Source organism: Tahibacter sp. (genome assembly GCF_035481375.1).
Taxonomy (GTDB): domain Bacteria; phylum Pseudomonadota; class Gammaproteobacteria; order Xanthomonadales; family Rhodanobacteraceae; genus Tahibacter.
The window spans coordinates 1-18424 of sequence record NZ_DATIGT010000140.1 but is presented as its reverse complement, the minus strand read 5'-3'; the positions used below and the strand labels follow the sequence as shown (position 1 = coordinate 18424).

The window sequence follows — 18424 nt, the reverse complement described above, 5'->3', positions numbered from 1 at the left end:
GCTGTGCGTGGTGCGCAGTCTCGTGCTGCGCGATCTGCAGCGCCGACTGACCGGCGGCAGCCGGCATCGGGCCGCGCTGTCGCTGCTCGCCGAGCTGCTGCAACCGCTGCACGGTCTGCATGCGCTGCTGCAGCGGCGTATCCGCTGGCGCACGCGCCACTATCGCGTGCGCGCGAACGACGACTTCGAGCCGGTACCGTGAAGCCGCGCTGGCAGATCGCGTTCCTGACCGGCCAGAGCGATCCGCGCGGCTGCGCACTGAGCGACGTGCAGCGCGCCTTTCTCGCCGGACTCTCCGCAGACCGCCGCGTCGCGACCAATTTTCCGTATGACGCCGCGACGCATCCGTTCCTGCCGACGCCGCTGCTGCGCGCGAGCCTCAGCAACGCACGGCAGTATTTCGCATCGCGCACGTCCGCGTTCCGCGCGCGCCACCGCCCGCCGGTCGAACGCATGCTCGACGGCGCCGACCGCTCGCTGCTGCTCGCCGGCAGCTGCGGACTGGAACTCCTCAACAATCTGCAGCTGCCGCGCGTGCTGCTCGATCGCATCGCGGTGTTCGCCTACGGTCCGGTCGCGCGCCGCCGGCCCGACTGCGAAACCCTGCTCGTGCAGGGCCGGCGCGACCTGCTGTCGCGCTGCTGGTTCCGCGACGTCGACCATCGCGTCGATGCCGGACACATGGACTATCTGTTCAGGTACGAAGTGCTGCAGCACTGCCGCGCGCTGCTCCACCGCCTCGGAACGCGCGCATGAGCGGACCTCGCGTCGCGCTGGTGGCACCGCCGTTCAGCGGGCACCTGCACCCGCTGCTCGGCATCGGCCGCGCGTTGCGCGCGAGCGGCATCGACGCGCGCGTGTTCAGCAGCACCGCCGCGCAACCCGCGATCGCGTCCGCGGAACTCGACGGCGTCGTCCTGCTCGCCGGCTGCGACGACGCGATCGACGCGATCGCCAATCCGCCGCGCCGCGCCGGCAGCAATCCGCTGCGGCTGCATGCGCAGCTCCGCGCGAACCTGGCGCTGATGCGGCGCTTCCGCGACGAACTCGATGCCGCGCTGCGCGCCTGGACGCCCCGGCTCGTCATCGCCGACTTCACCGTGCCCGTCGCCGGCGCAGTCGCCCGTACACTCGGCATTCCCTGGTGGACCAGCCTGCCCTCGCCCTGCGTGCTCGAAGCGCGCGGCCGGCCGCCGGCCTATCTCGGCGGCTGGCGGCCGCGCGACGATGCCCTCGGCCGGCTGCGCGACGCGCTCGGACGTACCGCGGTCCGCATGTTCAAGCACGGCATCGGCCGGCTGTATCGCCGCGAACTCGCCGCGCTCGGCTTCGAGGGTCTGTATCGCGCCGACGGCAGCGAGGCTGTCTATTCGGACGAATGCATCCTCGCGCTCGGCCTGCGCGAATTCGAGTTTGCGGGCGACTGGCCCGCGGCGCTGAGCTTCACCGGACCGGCGCTCTACACGCCGCCCTATACCGGGTCGTCACCGCAATTCGCAGAAGGCCGGCGGCACGTGCTCGTGACGCTCGGCACGCACCTGCGCTGGCACAAGTCGACGGCCGTCGCCGCCGTGCGCGCCGCCGCGGCGGCGCATCCGGGTATCGAATTCCACTTCAGCCACGGCGATGCGGCCGATGCGCGGCATCGACAGGAAGGCAATTATCAGGAACTCGCCTACGTTTCCTACGAGCGCGATCTGCCGCACTACGATCTCGTCGTGCATCACGGCGGTGCCGGGATTCTGTATCGCTGCCTGAGCCTCGGCATTCCCGCCCTCGTGCTGCCGCTCGACTACGATCAGTTCGATCACGCGGCGCGGCTGGAGCACGCGGGGCTCGCACGTCGGCTGAAATCACTGCGCGAGCTGTCTCGCGCGATCGCCGTCGCCCTGGACGACGAAGGCCTGCGCGCGCGCTGCCGCACGTATCGCGCGCGTGTCGCCACCGAAGCGGCCACAGCGAAGATCGTCGACGCCGTGCATCACCGGCTCGGCGATGAGAGTCACAGGAAGTGACGAACAGCCGGCGCCCGCGAGCGGGCGCCGGTCTTCCGGTACATCGGATCAATCGACCGAGAACGACTGCAGCGAAACCGGCGTCGTAGCGCCTTCGTATTCACCGGCCAGCGGCGAGGCGACCGTGGTCGCGGTTCCCGTCGTGAGGTCGATCGTCGCGAAGCGATTGACGCCGGCACCTTCGTACAGCCACGCGTAGAGCACGCCCGTGGTCTTGTCGAACTCCATGCCCTGGGCGAAGTTCGCGTTGACGCCGGTCGCGCCGACCAGCGTGGCCACGCCGGTCGCCGTGTTCACCGAATAGATGCTGTCGGTGGAAATGTCGTGCGTATACATCGCGCCGCTCGCATTGATCGCGACGTCGATGGCCAGCGGAATCCCCATCGCGCCGACCAGCGTCGCAACCCCGGTCGCCGGGTTCACGGTGTACAGGTTCGAGTTGGTGCCGTCGGACGTCGACAGGTACCACGGCGACGCGGCAGTCTGGAAGGTGAGGCCGGTGGGGTTGAATCCCGCGGCGGTTCCCGTGATCGTGATGCTCGAAGTGAACACACCGGTGGTCTTGTTGAGCTGGCCCAGCTGGAACGTATCGCTGACGGCCCAGATCACGCCGGCGACCGGATCGTATTCGAGCCCATACAGATTGCCGGTCTGCGGCCCGATGATGGTCGCGGTGTTCGCGTTCGGCAGCAGGAACGACTGCAGCGAATCCGCGCCCGTGCCGCTGCCGCGCATGTTGAACTGATAGGTCGTATCGCCGATCGTCTTGGCGACTGCCGGCGACACGTCGGCCTTGACCGTCGCGCCGTAGGCGTGGCCGAGGCATTTCTCCGCATACCAGGAGGGCTCGCGTTTTGCGCTGTTCTTCAATGCCGCGCAATCCTGGACTTCATCGTTGGCCGCTCCGCTCGTTTGCGCGGCCGATACAACGCTCGTAATCGCCAGCGCAAAGGACGCCAGCGCGAGGACAGCATTCTGGGACTTCATCGACTTCCCCACTTCGTTGCCGACAGGCACATGCCTCCGGCGACCATACCTTGACCTGAACGTCAAGTACATTGCCGTATGGTCTACGTCGACCGCATCACAAGATCTTCACGCCGACAGGCCCGGAAGCTGACCCAATCGCATTTCGCGCGTTTGCGTTGCGGCAATGCAAAAAGCGGCCCGCGTCGCCGCGGGCCGCCGGTCACTCACGCCGGGTCGTCAGTTCTTGCGGCTGCGATCGCTGTTGCCGCTGCTGCGCGTATTGTCCGCGTCGCGGTCCGAGACGCGATTGCGCGAATGCGCGCGGTTGTTGTCGTTGTCGACGTCGTTGCCGTCGCTCTGGCGCGCGTTCTTGCGCTCGGTTTCGTAGTTCGCCTGACGCTGCTGGTTCTGCTTGGCGTCCTGACGCTCGGTGTCCGGATTGCGGACATTGGTGTTCGGCGTGTTCTCGTTGCGATTCGGCATCAAATCTCTCCTTGTGGGCGAGTCGCGCTTGTGCGCACCAGCCATTCCGCAAGGTGCATGCCACCGGCCGAGTTCGCTGCAAACGCCCGCAATGCGGTCGCCGCCCACGGGATTTCGCCTGCTGTCCGCGCGACGTCGTGCAGGATGAGCCGGTTCGGAGCAGCGCGACGCCGGCGATCAACCGACCGGACAGGTCGTCGCCGGCGTGATGGTCTGCTGAAACGGCGGGTCCGGAAAGTACTGCGTCGTCATCTGAACGCTCTTCGCGATCGGTCGCCGGCGAGCACCGCGACGACCGCGAGCGCCTCGTCGAGCCCCGACGAAATACCGCCGCCCGGTGATGCGGTTGCGGTCGATCACATGGCGCGGAAAGCCCTCGGCGACGCGGATCCGCGGATAGGCTGCGAAACACGGAATGAACGCCCAGCGCGTGGTCGCGGCGTAGCCGTCGGGCAGCCCGGCCGCAGCCAGCCGCAGCGCGCCTTCGCAGACCGAACAGACGTCGTCGGCATTCCTGCCCTGCGCGACGGGAAAATCGAGATACGGGCCGCCCGGCATCAGCTGGTTCAATGCGGAGACGTCGCCGCCCGGCGTCCAGATCAGCTGCGCCTGACGCCGGTTTTCGCCGTAGTCGCCGAAGGTGCGGTCGGGCCTCAGCCGCAGCCCGACGCGCGTCCGTACCGCGCGAGCGCCTGCGCGACGAGCGAGACCGAGGCCGAGCGCCCCTGCCACTGCCCGACCCATCCAGCTGAATCTCGACCGGCGCGGCGACGTCCATCAGATCGAGGCCTGCGTAGATCGGAATGACGATATCGAACGGCGGCGCGTCGGCGGCCATGGCGATTCCCGTTCTTGGACACTGCGCGGCCCGGACGCCGCGCGGCCTGCCGGCGCAGTGGATGCTCGTTCCATTGTGCCCGGCGCAAACCGGCACGCAGACGCGTCACGTGCCGGTGACCTGCGGCCGGATCAGTCCCAGGCGTAGCCGACCTTCGCATAGGCGAACGCGCCGTTGAATCCGAACGGCGCGTTGCGCGGATACGGCAGCTGGCCGCTGTTGGACGTCGCGAAGATGAACTCGTCCGGATAGGCGTCGAAGATGTTGTCGCCGCCGAGCGCGAAGTTCCACTGGCCGAGCTGATACGCAGCCGAGATGTCGACGGTCCACTTCGCGCCGAAGGTCTGGTCGAGCGCCGGATTCGCGTTCAGTGCGCTGAATTCGCCGTAGCGCGTCGCGGTGCCGGAGAACGTCCAGTCGCCGGCCCGCCAGACGCCGGCCAGCAGGAACTTGTCGCGCGGCGCGCCGATCGTGATGCGGCCCTGCTCGACGCGGCCGATGCGCTGCAGATTCAGGCCGCCGGCCGTGAGCTCCGGCGGATTCGGCGCGATGCGTTCGATGCGCGTCTTGGAGTAGTTGTAGCCGACGGTCCAGTCGACCTCGCCCGATCCGACCTCCCAGGTATACGTACCGATGATGTCGACGCCGGTCGTCTTGGTGTCGACCGCATTCGTGAAATAGCGGCCGCCGGTCACGCCGAAGATGCCGCGCGTTTCGAGGAAGGCCGTGACCGCGGGACCGATCAGGTTTTCCGACAGGATGATGCGGTCGTCGATGTCGATGCGATACGCGTCGACCGTGATGTAGAGCCGGTCGGCCGGCGACAGCGTCAGGCCGAGACCGTAGTTCGTCGATTCCTCGGCCTTCAGCGGCTCGGCGCCGAGCGCGATCGCGGTCGCGTTGTCGACCGCGAACGTGCGCACGTCGAACGGCACGCCGCCGATGAAGTTCGTCGCGGTCGACTGGAAGAACTGCTGCTGCAGAGACGGCGCGCGAAAGCCCGTGGACAGGGTGCCGCGCAGCGCGACGGCGTCGGTGAACGCATAGCGTCCTGACAGCTTGCCCGAGGTCGTCGTGCCGAAATCGCTGTAGTCCTCGTGGCGCCCGGCGATGCCGGCCGACAGCCTGTCGGTCAGGTCGACCTCGAAGTCGGCGTAGAACGAATGGCTGTGGCGGTCGTGGTGGCCGGCGTCTTCCGGCTTGAAGCCCGGGAAGACCTGCGCGCCGGGCGGCGTGTTGACGGGTCCGTCGCCGTCGACGTACGAGCCGAGTTCGCCGGGGCTCTGATTGAACTTTTCCTCGCGCCACTCCGCGCCGAACGCGAAGGTGATCGGATAGGCCAGCCAGCCGACCGCGAGCGGCTTCGCGACGTCGATGTTGGCGACGTTCTGCGTGACTTCGAGGCTGCCGGCATAGAACTGCCGCGGCGAGGTCGGGCCGAGGCTGCGGTTCAGCGTGTTCCTGATGTCGAAGCCGAGCTTGTTGTAGCCGTAGTTGTAGCTCGCGTCGTATTTCCAGTCCGTGCCGAACTCGCCGCGCACGCCGGCGACCGCCGAGCGATCCTTCGACACATTGTTGATTTGCGGCAGAAAGCCGTTCGGATAGATTTCCGGAATGTTGCGCGAGTCGCCGGCCGGCCGGAAGAACCCGTTCGACAGCACGTCGCGGTTGCTCGCCATCGCGAACGAATAGAGCGACGCACGCTCGCCGACGCCGAACTCGGTGTTGTACGACACCGCGCCCTGATCGATTTCCGGGTCGCCGTAGCGCTGCACGACCTTGCCGAACGGCGGTGCGGCGGCTCCCGGCGCGCCGGTATACGGACGCGCGCGATCGGTCTGGTCGTTGTGGCCCGCCTGCCCGCTCAGATGCAGGAAACCGTGATCGCCGAACGTGAAGCCGGCGCCTCCCGACAGCTGGTACTGCTCGCCGTCGCCGGCCGTGTGCTGGCCGTAGCGCGCGGCGATGCTGCCGCCGCGGCCGCTGCCCTTGAGCACGATGTTGACGACGCCCGCGATCGCATCCGAGCCGTACTGCGCGGACGCGCCGTCGCGCAGCACCTCGACGCGTTCGATCGCGGCGATCGGAATCGCATTGAGATCGACCGGCGACGAGCCGCGCCCCTGGCTGTCGTTGAGATTGATCAGCGCGGTCGTGTGGCGCCGCTTGCCGTTGACGAGCACGAGCACCTGATCGGGAGCGAGACCGCGCAGCTGCGCCGGCTTGACCGCGTCGGTGCCGTCGGAAATCGCCGGCCGCGGGAAATTCAGCGACGGCAGGGCGCGTGACAGCGCCGTCGCGAGTTCGATCGTACCGGTCGCCTCGAGCGTCGCCGGCGTGATGATGTCGATCGGCGACGCCGACTCGGCGACCGTGCGGTCGGTGACGCGCGTGCCGGTCACGATGACGGTTTCGAGCGCGTCGGCATCGGCGTCGGCGTCGGGCGACTGGGCGGCGGCGGACAGCGTCGTGAGCGCGGCAACGACGGCAACGGAAAGGCGATGCATGCAGGACATGGGGACTCCCGAGCAATAGTGGACTGCTGGTTGGCGTGACGTGCGAAAAACGACGTGCGCGGCCCGGCTCGGGCCTCCCCCTGAGCGCTGACGATACTTCGACGGCGGGTTCCGCGGCCACCGGGCGCGCAAAATCGTCCGCCCGCCCCGGCAGCACGCCGCGGCCGGAAGGCTGTATTCGTGCAGAATTCGCAAAACGAATCAGTACACTTGCGACGGCCGGCGCCCGTGGGCCGCGTCGCGTGCGGAGCGAGAGCGGCCGGTCGCCACGGCGCGGCACGGAAAAGGCTTCGCGGCGCCGAAGCGCCGCGAAGCCGCCGAGTCGGTCGCAGGACTTGTTCATCCCGTCGGCGTTGCGGACATCCCTGCCCGCCGCATGCCCGCATCCTCGTCAGCCGTCAGAGAGTGCCGCCATTCGATGGCGTCGCGCATCGGGGAAATCCCTCGTCGCGGCGCGCGCGGCGTGCGGAGTCGACGAACGTCGCACCGGCGGCGGATGCCTGCGCTTGCTATCGTGGCCCGGCGGCCTCCGCCGGCGCGGTCACAGAGCGCGCGCCCGTTCGTCTATTGCAGAGACCACCAGCGGAGAACGCCATGACTTCCTCAGCCCTTGCCGACCTCGATCGCGACTTCCTCGCCGCGCGCAACGGCGACCGCGCCGCGTTCGGACGTCTCGTCGCGGCGACGCAGCGCATGGTCGCCAGCATCGCGCTCGCCGTCAGCGCCGACGTACACGAGAGCGAGGACATCGCTCAGGACGTCTTCGTGCTTGCGTGGCAGCGCCTGCGCGACATGCGCGGCCCCGCGAGTCTGCTGCCGTGGCTGCGTCACGTGACGCGCCACCGCGCGATCGACAGAATCCGCGCCGCGCGCTACCGCGAGCGAACGCAGGTGGAGTGGGGAGATCGCGCCGCCGACGTGGCCGACGACGCAGCCGGAGTGACCGAGCGACTGTCCGCCGAGCAGGACGCTGCGTTGCTCGCGCGCGCGATCGACGAAATCACCGCCGACAGCCGCGAAGTGCTGCTGCTGTACTACCGCGAAGGCGAAAGCGGTCGGCGCGTGGCGACGCTGCTCGGCATCAGCGAGGCGGCAGTGCGCAAGCGGCTGCAGCGTGCGCGCGAAAGTCTGCGATCGGAAACGCATCGCCTGCTCGGCGATGCCGCGCAGCGCACTGCGCCGGGCCCAGCGTTCACGCTGCTCGTCGGCGCTGCCCTGCTGCAGCCGACCGCACCGTCCGCCGCGGCGGGTTCCGCCGGCGGTGGCGTGGGCGCGCTGGCGGCCGCGTGGAAATGGCTGGCCGGACCGTTCGGCGGACTCGCGCTGTCGATCGGACTCGTCGTCGCCGCAGTCTGGTGGGAAATGCGCGGTCACGTGTCGCGCCTCGTCGACGCACGCGACCGCCGCGCGATGCGCGACAACGGCGTCGTTTACGCCGCGCTGATGGCGACCTACATGGTGCTGCTCTGGCACGCATCGCGTGCACTCTGGTCGCGGACCGCACTGCTCCTGGCCGCGGCCGGATTCTCCGCGGCCATCATCGCTCTGGCCTGGCGCCGCGCACGCCTGCTCGCAAACCGGGCCGTGCGGAACCAGGCCGGCGGACCACGCGACGACACCTGACCGCGCCCCGGTTCAACCCGGCACGTCGCGCGGATCCGCGCCGTAGGTGAACTCCGTCTCGATCGAGCCGTCTTCGCGATGCACGATCATCTGCGCGAGTTCGCCGCGCGCGACGTGTGCGCGTCCACGGCGCTCGCCGTCCTGACGCGCGTCCTCTTTCGTGTCGAACGTCGCGACGTCCCCCTCCGCACCGGCAATGCGCAGCCGCCAACGGCTGTCGGCGTTGTGGTGCACGAGGTGATAGACGGTCCGAGCTTTGTCGTTACGTGCTTCCATGGTCGTTGCCTCGTAGTCGATCGCGGAAAAGCGACCGGTCGGACGGCATGCAGCGTCGCGCCGACGGACCGGTCGTTGCCGGAACTCCGGGAAGGCCGGACACGCGTTCGCGGCTTGCCCCGCGCCTCCCGACATCCAAAGACAAAATCCAACTTTCTTGTCGACGCATGACGGCGGCGCCGGAACATCGAAGTGTCGACCTCCTGTTCAGAGGTTCCTCTTTTCGCCCGCATGGCGCGTGCCAACCCGCACCGCGCCCGATGTGCCGCAAATCGTGCCGGCCGCCGTCGATCCTGCACGAGCCGCCGGCGCGGCAATGCAAGCTGACATGGCGGGCGCGGCAAATCCCCGCGACGCGGGCCTCTGTCCGACCGAAACAGCCGGCTGGTCACTGAAAGGGTTCCTGCGACCCGCGCCGCGGCCGCTGACCCCGAGCACTGTTTCGAGGGCTCGCGCTCGTGCTAGCGTCCGGCGGTTGTTCCGCACGTGCATACCATCAGGGGAAATACATGACAAACCGTTCCAGGCTGCTCGCCGCTGCACTGTTCACCGCTGTCACCGGGTTTGCCCAGGCCGACACGCTCACCGGCCCGCTGCAGCGCGGCCAGCATTTCACGAGCGGCGAGGCCAGGCTCGGCATCCCGGTCGTCTACGATTCGACCGGCGCCACGTTCACCGCATCGACGTCGCAGCCCAACCGCTTCATCGGCGGCGCCGCCAATATCAGCGGCGCGGGCCCGCAGGTCGACATCACGAGCATCGACCTGTTCATGGTCTCGCTGACCGCCGCGAGCTACACGAATATCCGCGCGAGCATCCAGTTCTGGGATACGTATACCGAAGGTTCGACGCCGATCTACTCGGCCGCGGTCGGCACGCCGATCGTGTCGGACACGGGTCCGGTCACCCTCACCGCGAGCAGCGTCAGCACGCTGACGATCAATCTGAAAACGCCGGTGCGCCTCAACAGCCTCAACGGCAAGGGCTTCGCGATCAACTTCCAGAGCGACAGCGGCGCGGGGCTCGTCGACAACACGAACCTCATCGCCGCGATCAACACCAACGACGTGCAGCCGACCGGCACCAGCGCAGTCGCCGGCGGCAACGGCTTCTACCGCAACGCGTCGGGCCGTACCGACTTCAACTTCGCCTCCACCGACCTGCGCTCGTTCGCAGCGCCGACGACGAACGCACGCGCGTCGCTCGTGCTGCGCGGCAACGCGACCGTGCCGGTTTCGCTGCAGGCGTTCGACGTCGATTGATTCTCGACAGCCGTAGCGCATGACGAAAACGCCCGGCATTCGCCGGGCGTTTTTTGCGCGTTCCCATGTCGCGCGCGACGCGATCGCGGTTTGCGGCGACGACGCGAAAGCAACGGTCCCCGCTGACGCTGACCGCCGTCGCGTCCTTTGCGTCAGTAGTAGAACGATCGACCCGGCTTCCGGCTGGGCTCGGGCTGCGTCGACGGATCGATGTCGCTCGCGAGTACGCGCGCATCGATCGCGACGAACTCGCCGTCTCCGCCGGAATCCAGCCAGGCGTCGGCGGCTTGCAGCGTCTGCTCGTAGTCGAGGAACAGCTCCTGTCCGTCCCGCGGAGGGCGACGCGCGCTGCAGATGGCCAGGGGAACGCGCAGACGCGCCTTCGGCGGCACGCCGACCTTGAGGGTCGGGCAAAGGCGCCGCAGCATCGCGTTGTCGAGCCTGACCGTCGCGGAGGTGTCGCCGATCTCGATGCACGTGCCAATGGCGATGTCGAAGTTCATGATGTCCTTCCTGGCCCGGGCAGCCGAATCAGCGTGTTGACGGCACCGACGACGTGCCGAGTGAGCAGTTCGCGCAATCGCGCTTCGACTTTGTCGATCTCGTCGATGTCGGACGGCGCGGACAGCGAGTAGATGTAGCCGTCGGCGTTGTGACGCGCCGCGCGGCTCACGTGAATCTGCGGCGTGCGGGCTGCCGCCCACCAGATCCGCTTCAGCGCCTGCGGGCCGACGCTGGCGCCGGGAGACAGGCGAAACTGGAAATGCACGACCATGTTCATCGGCCCCCCGATAGGTGCGATGCGAACGTACGAGAATTCCGGGCGGCGCCGGCACCGCGCTGTGCGCGACCGGCGGCGAATGAGTTCAGATGAGCGCCGCGCCGGCGTTGTCTCCCTCTGCGCGCGGCGATGCTGGGCGGGAACGCCGACTATCGGCGGCGGGAAGTAACCAAATCGTTAAACAGCGGTCGAACGGGAACCCGGAAAACACGCCCGATGCGGTACGCCGCAACGAGCACTCCGTCCGGAACCCGATTCGCTGTTCGCATGGCATCCGGCGGCCGGATGCGTCCGCAGGTCGAATCGCAGTATGCACACTGCGGTCAGCGGAAGCGATCGCAATCTTTCGAGAAGGGACTTGCCCGCGGCGGCAGGAGGACGCCGGATGCGGGCTGAGCGGCTTCCGGCTTTTCGCGGAGCCGTCGGGCTGGTGCCGGCTGTCAGAATCGAACTGACGACCTACTGATTACAAATCAGTTGCTCTACCAACTGAGCTAAGCCGGCGCCGCGCGGATTGTAGGCGCCCGCCCCGGTCGGGGCAACGAAGCCGCGCTCACCCGCGCGGATGGTGCTGGGCATGCAGGCGCTTCAGGCCTTCGCGCGCGACGTAGGTATAGATCTGCGTCGTCGACAGCGAACTGTGGCCCAGCAGCAGCTGCAGCGCACGCAGGTCGGCGCCGTGGTTGAGCAGGTGCGTCGCGAACGAATGGCGCAGCACGTGCGGAGAAATTCGCGGGCTCGCGATGCCGGCGACGAGGCCGTGTTTTTTCACCATGACCCAGAACATCTGCCGCGTCATGCCGTCGGCGCGCACGGTCACGAAGATCGCGTCGACGACGCGGCCGCGCAGCAGCACCGGCCGGGCCTGCGCGACGTAGCGTTCGAGCCAGTGCTGGGCTTCCTCGCCGAGCGGCACGAGCCGGTCCTTGCCGCCCTTGCCGGTCACGCGCAGAACGCCCTGGCGCAGGTTGACCTGATCCGCGCGCAGGCCGACGAGTTCGCTGACGCGCAGGCCGGTCGCATAGAGCAGTTCGAGCATCGCACGGTCACGCAGACCCAGCGGCGTATCGGTATCGGGCGCGCGGATCAGCGCCTCGACCTCGGCTTCGCTGAGTGCCTTGGGCAGCGCGCGCGGCAGCTTCGGCGCGTCGAGCAGCAGGGTCGGATCGTCGGCGACCGCGCCGATGCGCTTCATGAGTTTGTAATATCGCCGCAAAGTGGACAAAAGGCGCGCATTCGAGCGCGCCGTGTATTTCGCGGCCGAGCGCGCCGCGAGGTAGCGGTACAGCAGCTCGCGCGACGCGGCGCCGAGGCTGCTGCCCTGCCCGGCCAGCCAGCGCGCGAAGCCGACGAGATCGCTGCGATAGCTCGCGAGCGTGTTTTCGGCGAGTCCGTATTCGGACCAGACCTGCTCGATGAAGCGTTCGATCGCGGCGCGGTCGATGTCGGTCAGCGGCGGAGTTTCGAGTTCTTTCATTACTTCGCCAGCAATGACCCTCCCCTTCAGGGGGCGGGCATGGAAGGGGATGGGGTTTGCTTTCGTCCGCCGGAAATGGCCGGCGGACGAAGCCGAAACGGTCGAACCAGGAATGTCGCGCCCGACTTTTCCCGCGCCGCAGGTTAGCCCAACTCCGTCGCTGCGACGAAACGCCCGGATGACACTGCCGCGGAATCGCTGCATGCTTGCGCGGTTCTCACGACCGTCGACAGCCGCGCATGAACGACGCAATGCCCCGGCCGGCCTCTCTGGGCCTGCGCCTCGCCGCCGCGATCTACGACTTCTTTCCGCTGCTCGCGATCTGGATGGCGACCGGCGCGGCGTCGATCGCGGTGACCGGCGGCCAGCTCGACTACCACGTCTGGTGGTACCGGCTGCTGCTGCTCGGCGTCACGACCGTCTATTTCGTGCTGTCGTGGCGCTACGGCGGCCAGACCATCGGCATGCGCGCCTGGCACCTGCGCGTGGTCGACGATCGCGGCGCGTCGCCGGGCTGGGGCGCGGCATTGCTGCGCTTCGTCGTCGCGCAGGTTTCGCTGGCCGTGCTGCTGCTCGGCTTTCTCTGGTGCCTGTTCGAGCGCGATCGCCGCGGCTGGCACGATCTCGCGAGCGGCACGCGCGTCGTGCGGCTGCCGCGGCGCTAGGAGCGTCATGCCATGCTCGCCCTGATCCTGTTCGCCGCCGGCGGCGCCGTCTTCGCGACGCTCGGCACGCTGCATCTGATGCTCACGTTCCGCGGACCGAAGCTGCATCCGTACGACGAGTCCGTGCGCACGGCCATGCAGGCGACGACGATGCGCATCACGCGCGATACCTCGCTGTGGAACGCCTGGATCGGTTTCAACGCGAGCCACAGCCTCGGTGCGATGGCGTTCGGCGCGTTCGTGCTGCTGCTCGCGATCGGCTACGGCGATTTCCTGCGCGGCGCGCCGGTGTTCGCCTGGCTCGCGTTCGCGAATGCGGCGCTCTGGCTCGCCGTTGCGCAGCGCTATTGGTTTCGCATTCCGCGCAACGGACTCGCGCTGTCGACGCTGTGTTTCCTCGTTGCGGCCGTGCTGCTCAGCGTCGGCTGACCGCCGTCAGCTCGCGCGCCGGAAATACCAGAACGCCGCGGACATCAGCAGCAGCGCGGGCAGCGCCGTCGCGAAGGCCAGGTTCAATCCGTAGACCGCGCCGATGCTGACGAACGAGCGCTGCAGGAAATACCAGGCGATCGCGAGCACCATGCCGATGAAGATGCGCTTGCCGATACCGCCGCTGCGCAGCGTGCCGAATGCGAACGGCAGCGCGCAGACGACGAGCACGAGCACGTTGAACGGCCAGAGCAGCCGCGCCCAGTAGGCCATCTCGAAGCTCGACGCGTCCTGCTGGTTGCGCTTGAGGTAACGGATGTTGCGGCGCAGGTCGCTGACCGACAGATACGACGGCTGCACGATCGACAGCGCGAGCATGCGCGGGTCGAGCCCCGACTTCCACTGCGTCTTCGCTTCGGTCGTGCTCTTGGCTTCGTCGGCGCCGAATTCGGTGCGGCGCACTTTGTCCATGGTCCACTCGCCGGCACGGTGCAACGCGCTTTCGGCGATCGCGATCGACTGCAGTTGGCCCTTCGGCGTGAACTCGAACACGCGCACGTCGGCCAGGCGCACTTCGCGCACGCCGTCGACCTGGCGCGTCGTGCCCGTCTTGGCGTTGATGAACGTGTCTCCGTCGCGCGCCCAGATGCCGCCGCTGCGCCGGCCGATCGCGATGTTGTTGGACTTGGCCTGCAGCGCGAGCGACTGCGCCTGCTGTTCGGCCGCGGGCGCAACCGTCTCGCCCATCGCCGCGACGAGCAGCGTCGCGATCGCGAGCGACAGCCCCGCGGACAGGCAGATGCGCAGCTTCGACATGCCGGCCGCACGCAGTGCGGTCAATTCGCCGCTGCCGGCGAGCACGCCCATGCCGAGCAGCGAACCGATCAACGCCGCATTGCCGAACCACTCGTAGCCGCGCCGCGGCAGGGTCAGGATGATCTGCAGCGCGACCGCGCCGACGCCGTAGTTGCCCTTGCCGATGTCGACGGCTTCGCTGACGAACGCGCGCGCCGCATCGAGGCCGACCAGCAGCATCCAGGTCGCGAGGACGGCCGAGAGCGTGCTGTACGCGACGAGCCGATCGACCTGCTTCATGCGCCAGATCATGCGCGGTCTCCGCGCTTGTTCGCGCCGCGCGGCGCCGGCACGACGGCCGCTGCCGGCGCGGCCGGCTGCGGCAGACGGTCGCTGCGCCGCATCAGCCAGATCGCGACCGCGGCGGCCGGCAGGTGCACCCACCAGAGCCCGACGAACGCCGGCACGCGCCCCTGCTCGATCATCGAGCGCGCGACGCCGAGCCAGCCGAGATAGATGAGGTAGCACAGCAGCGCGACCAGCAGGCTCGCATAACGCGCCTCGCGCGGCCGCGTGCGCGCCAGCGGCACGGCGAGCACGGCGAGGATCAGCACTGACAGCGGTGCGGCGAGGCGCCAGTGCACTTCGGCGCGCTGCAGCGGTTCGTTGCCGGCGAGCAGTTCGGCGAGCGGCGCGGCGCGCTTGAGCGCTTCGGGCGTGTCGTCGGATTCGCTGTCGGCCAGTGCGATGTCGTTGCCCTTGAAGCGCAGCAGGCGGAAATCGTCGTGGCCGATGCGGCCTTCGACGCGAAAACCGTCCTGCAGTGCGAGGAAACGGCCTTCGCCGTCGCTCTCGCGGCGCAGCGCGCCGCGCTCGGCGGTGATGACGTCGATGCGCACATCCTCGCCGTCGGGGCGCTCGGTCTCGACGAACATGCGCTCGAACTGCGAGCCGCCGTCGTTCATCGCGCCGACGTAGATGACGCCGCCGCGTCCGGGCAATTGCACGAAGCGTCCCGCCTCGAGGCCGGCGACGACGAGCGAGCGATTGGCTTCTTCGACGAGGCTGTGCGACAGGCGGATCGCCGCGGGCGCAAGCCAGAACGAGATCAGCGCGACGAGCGCGACCGCCGGCCCGGCGATCCAGGCCAGCGGACGCAGCAGGTCGGTCAGCGGCATGCCGGCGCCCTGCAGCACGGCCATTTCGTTGTCGCGCCAGAGCCGGCCGTAGGCCAGCAGCACGCCGATGAACAGCGCGAGCGGCACCAGCACCGTCAACGCGTCGAGCGTGCGCAAGCCGAGGATTTCAAAGACGAGATTGCCCGGAAGACGGCCCCGGGCGACCTTGGTCAGCACGTCGGTGATCGTGCCGCCGAGCGTGACGACGAGCAGCACGACGGCGCTCGCGAAACATCCGAAAGCCAGTTCGCGCAGCAGGTAGCGATCGATGATTCTGAGCATTGCCAAGGGCTTGTGCGATAATCCGGACGCTTGTGCCGGTCGCGCACAAGAACATTCCCCGAAGTTTAACCGGCCAGGCCCTCGACGCGGCATCGCGCTCCGGGCCCGGCCAATTTCGTCCGGTGCCCGTTCATGACGATTCAGTTCTCCCTTGCCAGCGCCTCGCCCGAAATCGAAACCACGCCGTGCGCGGTCGTCGGCGTCTACGAAGAAAAAATGCTGACCAGCGCGGCGGCGCGCATCGACGAAGCCTCGGGCGGTGCGATCAAGCGGCTCATCGACTCGGGCGACATCAGCGGCAAGCTCGGCAGCAGCCACGTGCTGTTCGGTCTCCCGGGCATCGCCGCCTCGCGCGTGCTCGTCGTCGGCCTCGGCGAACAGAAGAAGCTCGACGGCCTGCGCTTCCAGCGCGCCGCGACCGACGCGGCCCGCGTGCTCAAGGGACTGCCGATCGCCAGCGCCGTATCGTTCCTCGCCGAAGTCGACGTACCGGGCCGCGATCTGAACTGGAAGGTCCGCACCGCGGCGCTCGCGACCGACCACGCGGCCTACAAGTACACCGCGACGTTCAAGTCGAAGGACAAGCCGCGCGGCGAGAACTTCGGCGCGATCGCGATCGCTGCCGACGCCGCCGCTCACGGCGCGCTCGACCAGGCCGCGGCGATCGCCTCGGGCGTGCGCCACGCGCGCGAACTCGGCAACCTGCCGCCGAACATCTGCAATCCGGCCTATATCGCGACGCAGGCGCAGAAGTACGCCGAAGCGACCGCCGGCGTCAGTTGCGAGGTGCTCGAACGCGAACAGATGCAGGAACTCGGCATGGGTTCGCTGCTCGGCGTCGCGCAGGGTTCCGCGAATCCGCCCAAGCTCGTGGTACTGCGCTGGAACGGCGGCGGCGACGCGCGTCCGTTTGCGCTGGTCGGCAAGGGCATCACCTTCGACACCGGCGGCATCTCGCTGAAGCCCGGCCCCGGCATGGAAGAAATGAAGTTCGACATGTGCGGCGCCGCCGGCATGTTCGGCACATTCGTCGCGGCGACGACGCTGAAGCTGCCGCTGAATCTCGTCTGCATTCTCGCCGCGGTCGAAAACATGCCCGACGGCAATTCGTATCGCCCGGGCGACGTGCTCACGAGCATGTCGGGCCTCACGATCGAAGTGCTGAACACCGACGCCGAAGGCCGCCTGATCCTCTGCGACGCGCTGACCTATGCGCAGAAATTCAATCCGCAGACGACCATCGATGCGGCGACGCTGACCGGCGCCTGCGTGATCGCGCTCGGCAAGCATGCGTCGGGCCTCATGACGAAGGACGACGAGCTCGCCGAGCAACTGCTCGCCGCCGGCAACGCGAGCCTCGACCGCGCCTGGCGCCTGCCGATCTGGGACGACTACCAGAACCAGCTCGACTCCGGCTTCGCCGACGTCGCGAACATCGGCGGCAAGAACGGCGGCGCGATCACCGCGGCGTGCTTCCTCGCGCGCTTCACCGAAGGCCAGCGCTGGGCGCACCTCGATGTTGCCGGCACTGCCTGGGACGAAGGCCGCAAGGGTCTCGCGACCGGCCGCCCGGTGCCGCTGCTGACGCAGTACCTGATCGACCGCTGCTGATGTCCTCGACGCGAGGCGGGCGCGCCGCGTCCGCCTCGCGCTGCGGCAACCGCGCTCCCCTGCCCGCTGACTGGCCGCCCGCATGCCCCGCGCCGATTTCTATCTCATCGACAAGCCGCGCTTTCGTGCCGATCCGCTGCTGCTGGTCTGCGAACTCGCCAGGCGCGCCTACGCGAGCGGCCAGCCGACGCTGATCCTTGCGCGCTCGCTGGAGCAGGCCGAAGAAATCGACGGCAAGCTCTGGGAATTCGACGAGGACGCGTTCATTCCGCACCAGATCGCCGGCGACGAAGACGACGAGATCACGCCCGTCCTGATCGTCGCGCCGGACGTCGCGACGTCCGACCGTCCGCTCGTCATCAACCTGCGCGACGACTGCGCGCCGGGCCTGTTCGAGCGCGTGCTCGAAGTCGTCCCCGCCGAGGAATCGCAACGCCTTGGCTCGCGCGAGCGCTGGAAGACGTACAAGCATGCCGGGTTCGAACTCAAGAAGTTCGATATGTAGGAGCGGGAAAATAGGGAGCAGGTGGTAGGAAACCGTAGACGCCGCGGCTGCGGCCGCATTCGCCATTCCCGCCTCGTGCGAATCCACTTGTTTTCCTCGTGGAAAATAGAAAAAAAAGAAGCCAGCGCACGCCCACGGCACGCGACGCCACTGCGCTTCTCCATTTCCTGCCTTCTACCCTCTACCTCCTGCTTTCAGGTCCGATTCCGTCCTGATTGCCGCGCAGACTCCTGCGGTCGCGAAACGTCGACTCGCCAAGGAGCTGCGCAATGCCCACCGATTTCGCCTACGGCACGCCGGACGCGTCGCCGATCGACCACAACTGGCTGCGGCTCGTCGCGCGCAGCGGCGCGCGTCGCGAGCGTGTACGCGTGCGTCCCGGCGTCGCGCGCATCCTGCGCGCGCTCGGCGTGCTGGCCGCCGGCACGGCGGCGGCGAGCACCGCTGCCGCGGACGTGCCGTCGCCGGCGACCGCCGCCGCCGATGCGCAGACCGTCGTCGAGCTGCGCCAATACACCCTGCATCCGGGCCAGCGCGACACGCTGATCGCGCTGTTCGATGCGGAGTTCCTCGAAACCCAGGAAGCCACCGGCATGCGCGTGCTCGCGCAGTTCCGCGATCTCGACAACCCCGATCGCTTCGTCTGGCTGCGCAGCTTCGCCGACATGCCGGCACGCAAGTCGGCGCTCGACAGCTTCTACGGCGGCCCGGTCTGGAAG

General features: G+C 68.3%; 19 protein-coding genes, 1 tRNA gene and 1 pseudogene. 10 read left to right on the top strand and 11 right to left on the bottom strand.

The annotated features are described in order from the left end of the window. From VLF18_RS09585 to VLF18_RS09575, 3 genes and pseudogenes are all read left to right on the top strand, one after another. Positions 1 to 202: pseudogene (locus VLF18_RS09585) on the top strand (ceramide glucosyltransferase); the annotation flags it as partial. Next, positions 199 to 756, top strand: coding sequence for a hypothetical protein (locus tag VLF18_RS09580; RefSeq protein ID WP_325279400.1), 558 nt, complete (start codon positions 199 to 201; stop codon positions 754 to 756). The pseudogene VLF18_RS09585 and the gene VLF18_RS09580, both read left to right, overlap by 4 nt. Next, positions 753 to 2015: a glycosyltransferase gene (locus VLF18_RS09575; RefSeq protein WP_325279399.1), complete on the top strand. Its 1263-nt coding sequence runs from the start codon at positions 753 to 755 to the stop codon at positions 2013 to 2015. The genes VLF18_RS09580 and VLF18_RS09575 overlap by 4 nt, the downstream gene beginning before the upstream one ends. 48 nt (positions 2016 to 2063) lie before the next feature. On the opposite strand, the gene VLF18_RS09570 is transcribed toward VLF18_RS09575, so the two are convergent. The 4 genes from VLF18_RS09570 to VLF18_RS09555 all read right to left on the bottom strand — a co-directional run bounded on the left by VLF18_RS09570 (position 2064) and on the right by VLF18_RS09555 (position 6821). Beyond that, on the bottom strand, positions 2064 to 2885 hold the full coding sequence (locus tag VLF18_RS09570) for a hypothetical protein (protein ID WP_325279398.1): 822 nt from the start codon (positions 2883 to 2885) through the stop codon (positions 2064 to 2066). A 336-nt stretch (positions 2886 to 3221) separates the two neighbouring features. Then, positions 3222 to 3467 (bottom strand): hypothetical protein, encoded by a 246-nt coding sequence (locus VLF18_RS09565; protein WP_325279397.1) that lies wholly within the window; start codon positions 3465 to 3467, stop codon positions 3222 to 3224. 177 nt (positions 3468 to 3644) lie between these two features. Next, a complete protein-coding gene (locus tag VLF18_RS09560; RefSeq protein WP_325279396.1) occupies positions 3645 to 4199 on the bottom strand; it encodes a hypothetical protein in 555 nt (184 codons plus the stop codon). Positions 4200 to 4436: 237 nt separating this feature from the next. Beyond that, positions 4437 to 6821, bottom strand: coding sequence for a TonB-dependent receptor (locus tag VLF18_RS09555; RefSeq protein ID WP_325279395.1), 2385 nt, complete (start codon positions 6819 to 6821; stop codon positions 4437 to 4439). Positions 6822 to 7415: 594 nt separating this feature from the next. On the opposite strand from VLF18_RS09555, the gene VLF18_RS09550 reads away from it, so the two are divergent. After that, a complete protein-coding gene (locus tag VLF18_RS09550; protein ID WP_325279394.1) occupies positions 7416 to 8444 on the top strand; it encodes an RNA polymerase sigma factor in 1029 nt (342 codons plus the stop codon). 12 nt (positions 8445 to 8456) lie between these two features. Here VLF18_RS09550 and VLF18_RS09545 read toward each other — a convergent pair whose 3' ends face one another. Continuing rightward, positions 8457 to 8720: a DUF2188 domain-containing protein gene (locus tag VLF18_RS09545; RefSeq protein WP_325279393.1), complete on the bottom strand. Its 264-nt coding sequence runs from the start codon at positions 8718 to 8720 to the stop codon at positions 8457 to 8459. A 509-nt stretch (positions 8721 to 9229) separates the two neighbouring features. Here VLF18_RS09545 and VLF18_RS09540 point away from each other — a divergent pair. Continuing rightward, on the top strand, positions 9230 to 9982 hold the full coding sequence (locus tag VLF18_RS09540; RefSeq protein ID WP_325279392.1) for a hypothetical protein: 753 nt from the start codon (positions 9230 to 9232) through the stop codon (positions 9980 to 9982). 152 nt (positions 9983 to 10134) lie between these two features. Here VLF18_RS09540 and VLF18_RS09535 read toward each other — a convergent pair whose 3' ends face one another. The 4 genes from VLF18_RS09535 to xerD all read right to left on the bottom strand — a co-directional run bounded on the left by VLF18_RS09535 (position 10135) and on the right by xerD (position 12240). Next, entirely contained in the window at positions 10135 to 10485 is a 351-nt protein-coding gene (locus VLF18_RS09535) for a hypothetical protein (protein ID WP_325279391.1), read from the bottom strand. After that, positions 10482 to 10757, bottom strand: coding sequence for a hypothetical protein (locus VLF18_RS09530; protein WP_325279390.1), 276 nt, complete (start codon positions 10755 to 10757; stop codon positions 10482 to 10484). Before VLF18_RS09530 ends, VLF18_RS09535 begins: the two co-directional genes overlap by 4 nt. 434 nt (positions 10758 to 11191) lie before the next feature. Continuing rightward, positions 11192 to 11267: transfer RNA gene (locus VLF18_RS09525), tRNA-Thr, on the bottom strand. A 49-nt stretch (positions 11268 to 11316) separates the two neighbouring features. Then, positions 11317 to 12240: a site-specific tyrosine recombinase XerD gene (xerD, locus tag VLF18_RS09520; protein WP_325279389.1), complete on the bottom strand. Its 924-nt coding sequence runs from the start codon at positions 12238 to 12240 to the stop codon at positions 11317 to 11319. Positions 12241 to 12491: 251 nt separating this feature from the next. Between xerD and VLF18_RS09515 the strand changes: the two genes are divergently transcribed. Further along, positions 12492 to 12905 (top strand): RDD family protein, encoded by a 414-nt coding sequence (locus VLF18_RS09515; protein ID WP_325279388.1) that lies wholly within the window; start codon positions 12492 to 12494, stop codon positions 12903 to 12905. 12 nt (positions 12906 to 12917) lie between these two features. Next, the gene (locus VLF18_RS09510) at positions 12918 to 13334 is read left to right on the top strand and encodes an LIC_13387 family protein (protein ID WP_325279387.1); all 417 of its coding nucleotides are present in this window, start codon (positions 12918 to 12920) and stop codon (positions 13332 to 13334) included. 6 nt (positions 13335 to 13340) lie between these two features. Here the strand turns inward: VLF18_RS09510 and lptG are convergent, their stop codons facing one another. Both lptG and lptF read right to left on the bottom strand, forming a co-directional pair. After that, a complete protein-coding gene (lptG, locus tag VLF18_RS09505) occupies positions 13341 to 14441 on the bottom strand; it encodes an LPS export ABC transporter permease LptG (protein WP_325279386.1) in 1101 nt (366 codons plus the stop codon). Beyond that, entirely contained in the window at positions 14438 to 15589 is a 1152-nt protein-coding gene (gene lptF / locus VLF18_RS09500; RefSeq protein WP_325279385.1) for an LPS export ABC transporter permease LptF, read from the bottom strand. The genes lptG and lptF overlap by 4 nt, the downstream gene beginning before the upstream one ends. A gap of 132 nt (positions 15590 to 15721) precedes the next feature. Between lptF and VLF18_RS09495 the strand changes: the two genes are divergently transcribed. The 3 genes from VLF18_RS09495 to VLF18_RS09485 form a co-directional block, all read left to right on the top strand. Continuing rightward, positions 15722 to 17200 (top strand): leucyl aminopeptidase, encoded by a 1479-nt coding sequence (locus tag VLF18_RS09495; protein ID WP_325279384.1) that lies wholly within the window; start codon positions 15722 to 15724, stop codon positions 17198 to 17200. Positions 17201 to 17282: 82 nt separating this feature from the next. Next, on the top strand, positions 17283 to 17705 hold the full coding sequence (locus VLF18_RS09490; RefSeq protein WP_325279383.1) for a DNA polymerase III subunit chi: 423 nt from the start codon (positions 17283 to 17285) through the stop codon (positions 17703 to 17705). Between the two features lie 269 nt (positions 17706 to 17974). After that, on the top strand, positions 17975 to 18424 hold a 450-nt coding region (locus VLF18_RS09485), incomplete at its 3' end, for a putative quinol monooxygenase (protein ID WP_414717207.1).

Coding starts and splice junctions, on each gene's coding strand:
- VLF18_RS09495 (WP_325279384.1), top strand. CDS start 15,722: ATGACGATTCAGTTCTCCCTTGCCAGCGCCTCGCCCGAAATCGAAACC.
- VLF18_RS09510 (WP_325279387.1), top strand. CDS start 12,918: ATGCTCGCCCTGATCCTGTTCGCCGCCGGCGGCGCCGTCTTCGCGACG.
- lptG (WP_325279386.1), bottom strand. CDS start 14,441: ATGATCTGGCGCATGAAGCAGGTCGATCGGCTCGTCGCGTACAGCACG.
- VLF18_RS09535 (WP_325279391.1), bottom strand. CDS start 10,485: ATGAACTTCGACATCGCCATTGGCACGTGCATCGAGATCGGCGACACC.
- VLF18_RS09550 (WP_325279394.1), top strand. CDS start 7,416: ATGACTTCCTCAGCCCTTGCCGACCTCGATCGCGACTTCCTCGCCGCG.
- VLF18_RS09565 (WP_325279397.1), bottom strand. CDS start 3,467: ATGCCGAATCGCAACGAGAACACGCCGAACACCAATGTCCGCAATCCG.
- VLF18_RS09490 (WP_325279383.1), top strand. CDS start 17,283: ATGCCCCGCGCCGATTTCTATCTCATCGACAAGCCGCGCTTTCGTGCC.
- VLF18_RS09515 (WP_325279388.1), top strand. CDS start 12,492: ATGCCCCGGCCGGCCTCTCTGGGCCTGCGCCTCGCCGCCGCGATCTAC.
- lptF (WP_325279385.1), bottom strand. CDS start 15,589: ATGCTCAGAATCATCGATCGCTACCTGCTGCGCGAACTGGCTTTCGGA.
- VLF18_RS09530 (WP_325279390.1), bottom strand. CDS start 10,757: ATGGTCGTGCATTTCCAGTTTCGCCTGTCTCCCGGCGCCAGCGTCGGC.
- xerD (WP_325279389.1), bottom strand. CDS start 12,240: ATGAAAGAACTCGAAACTCCGCCGCTGACCGACATCGACCGCGCCGCG.
- VLF18_RS09540 (WP_325279392.1), top strand. CDS start 9,230: ATGACAAACCGTTCCAGGCTGCTCGCCGCTGCACTGTTCACCGCTGTC.
- VLF18_RS09575 (WP_325279399.1), top strand. CDS start 753: ATGAGCGGACCTCGCGTCGCGCTGGTGGCACCGCCGTTCAGCGGGCAC.
- VLF18_RS09555 (WP_325279395.1), bottom strand. CDS start 6,821: ATGTCCTGCATGCATCGCCTTTCCGTTGCCGTCGTTGCCGCGCTCACG.
- VLF18_RS09545 (WP_325279393.1), bottom strand. CDS start 8,720: ATGGAAGCACGTAACGACAAAGCTCGGACCGTCTATCACCTCGTGCAC.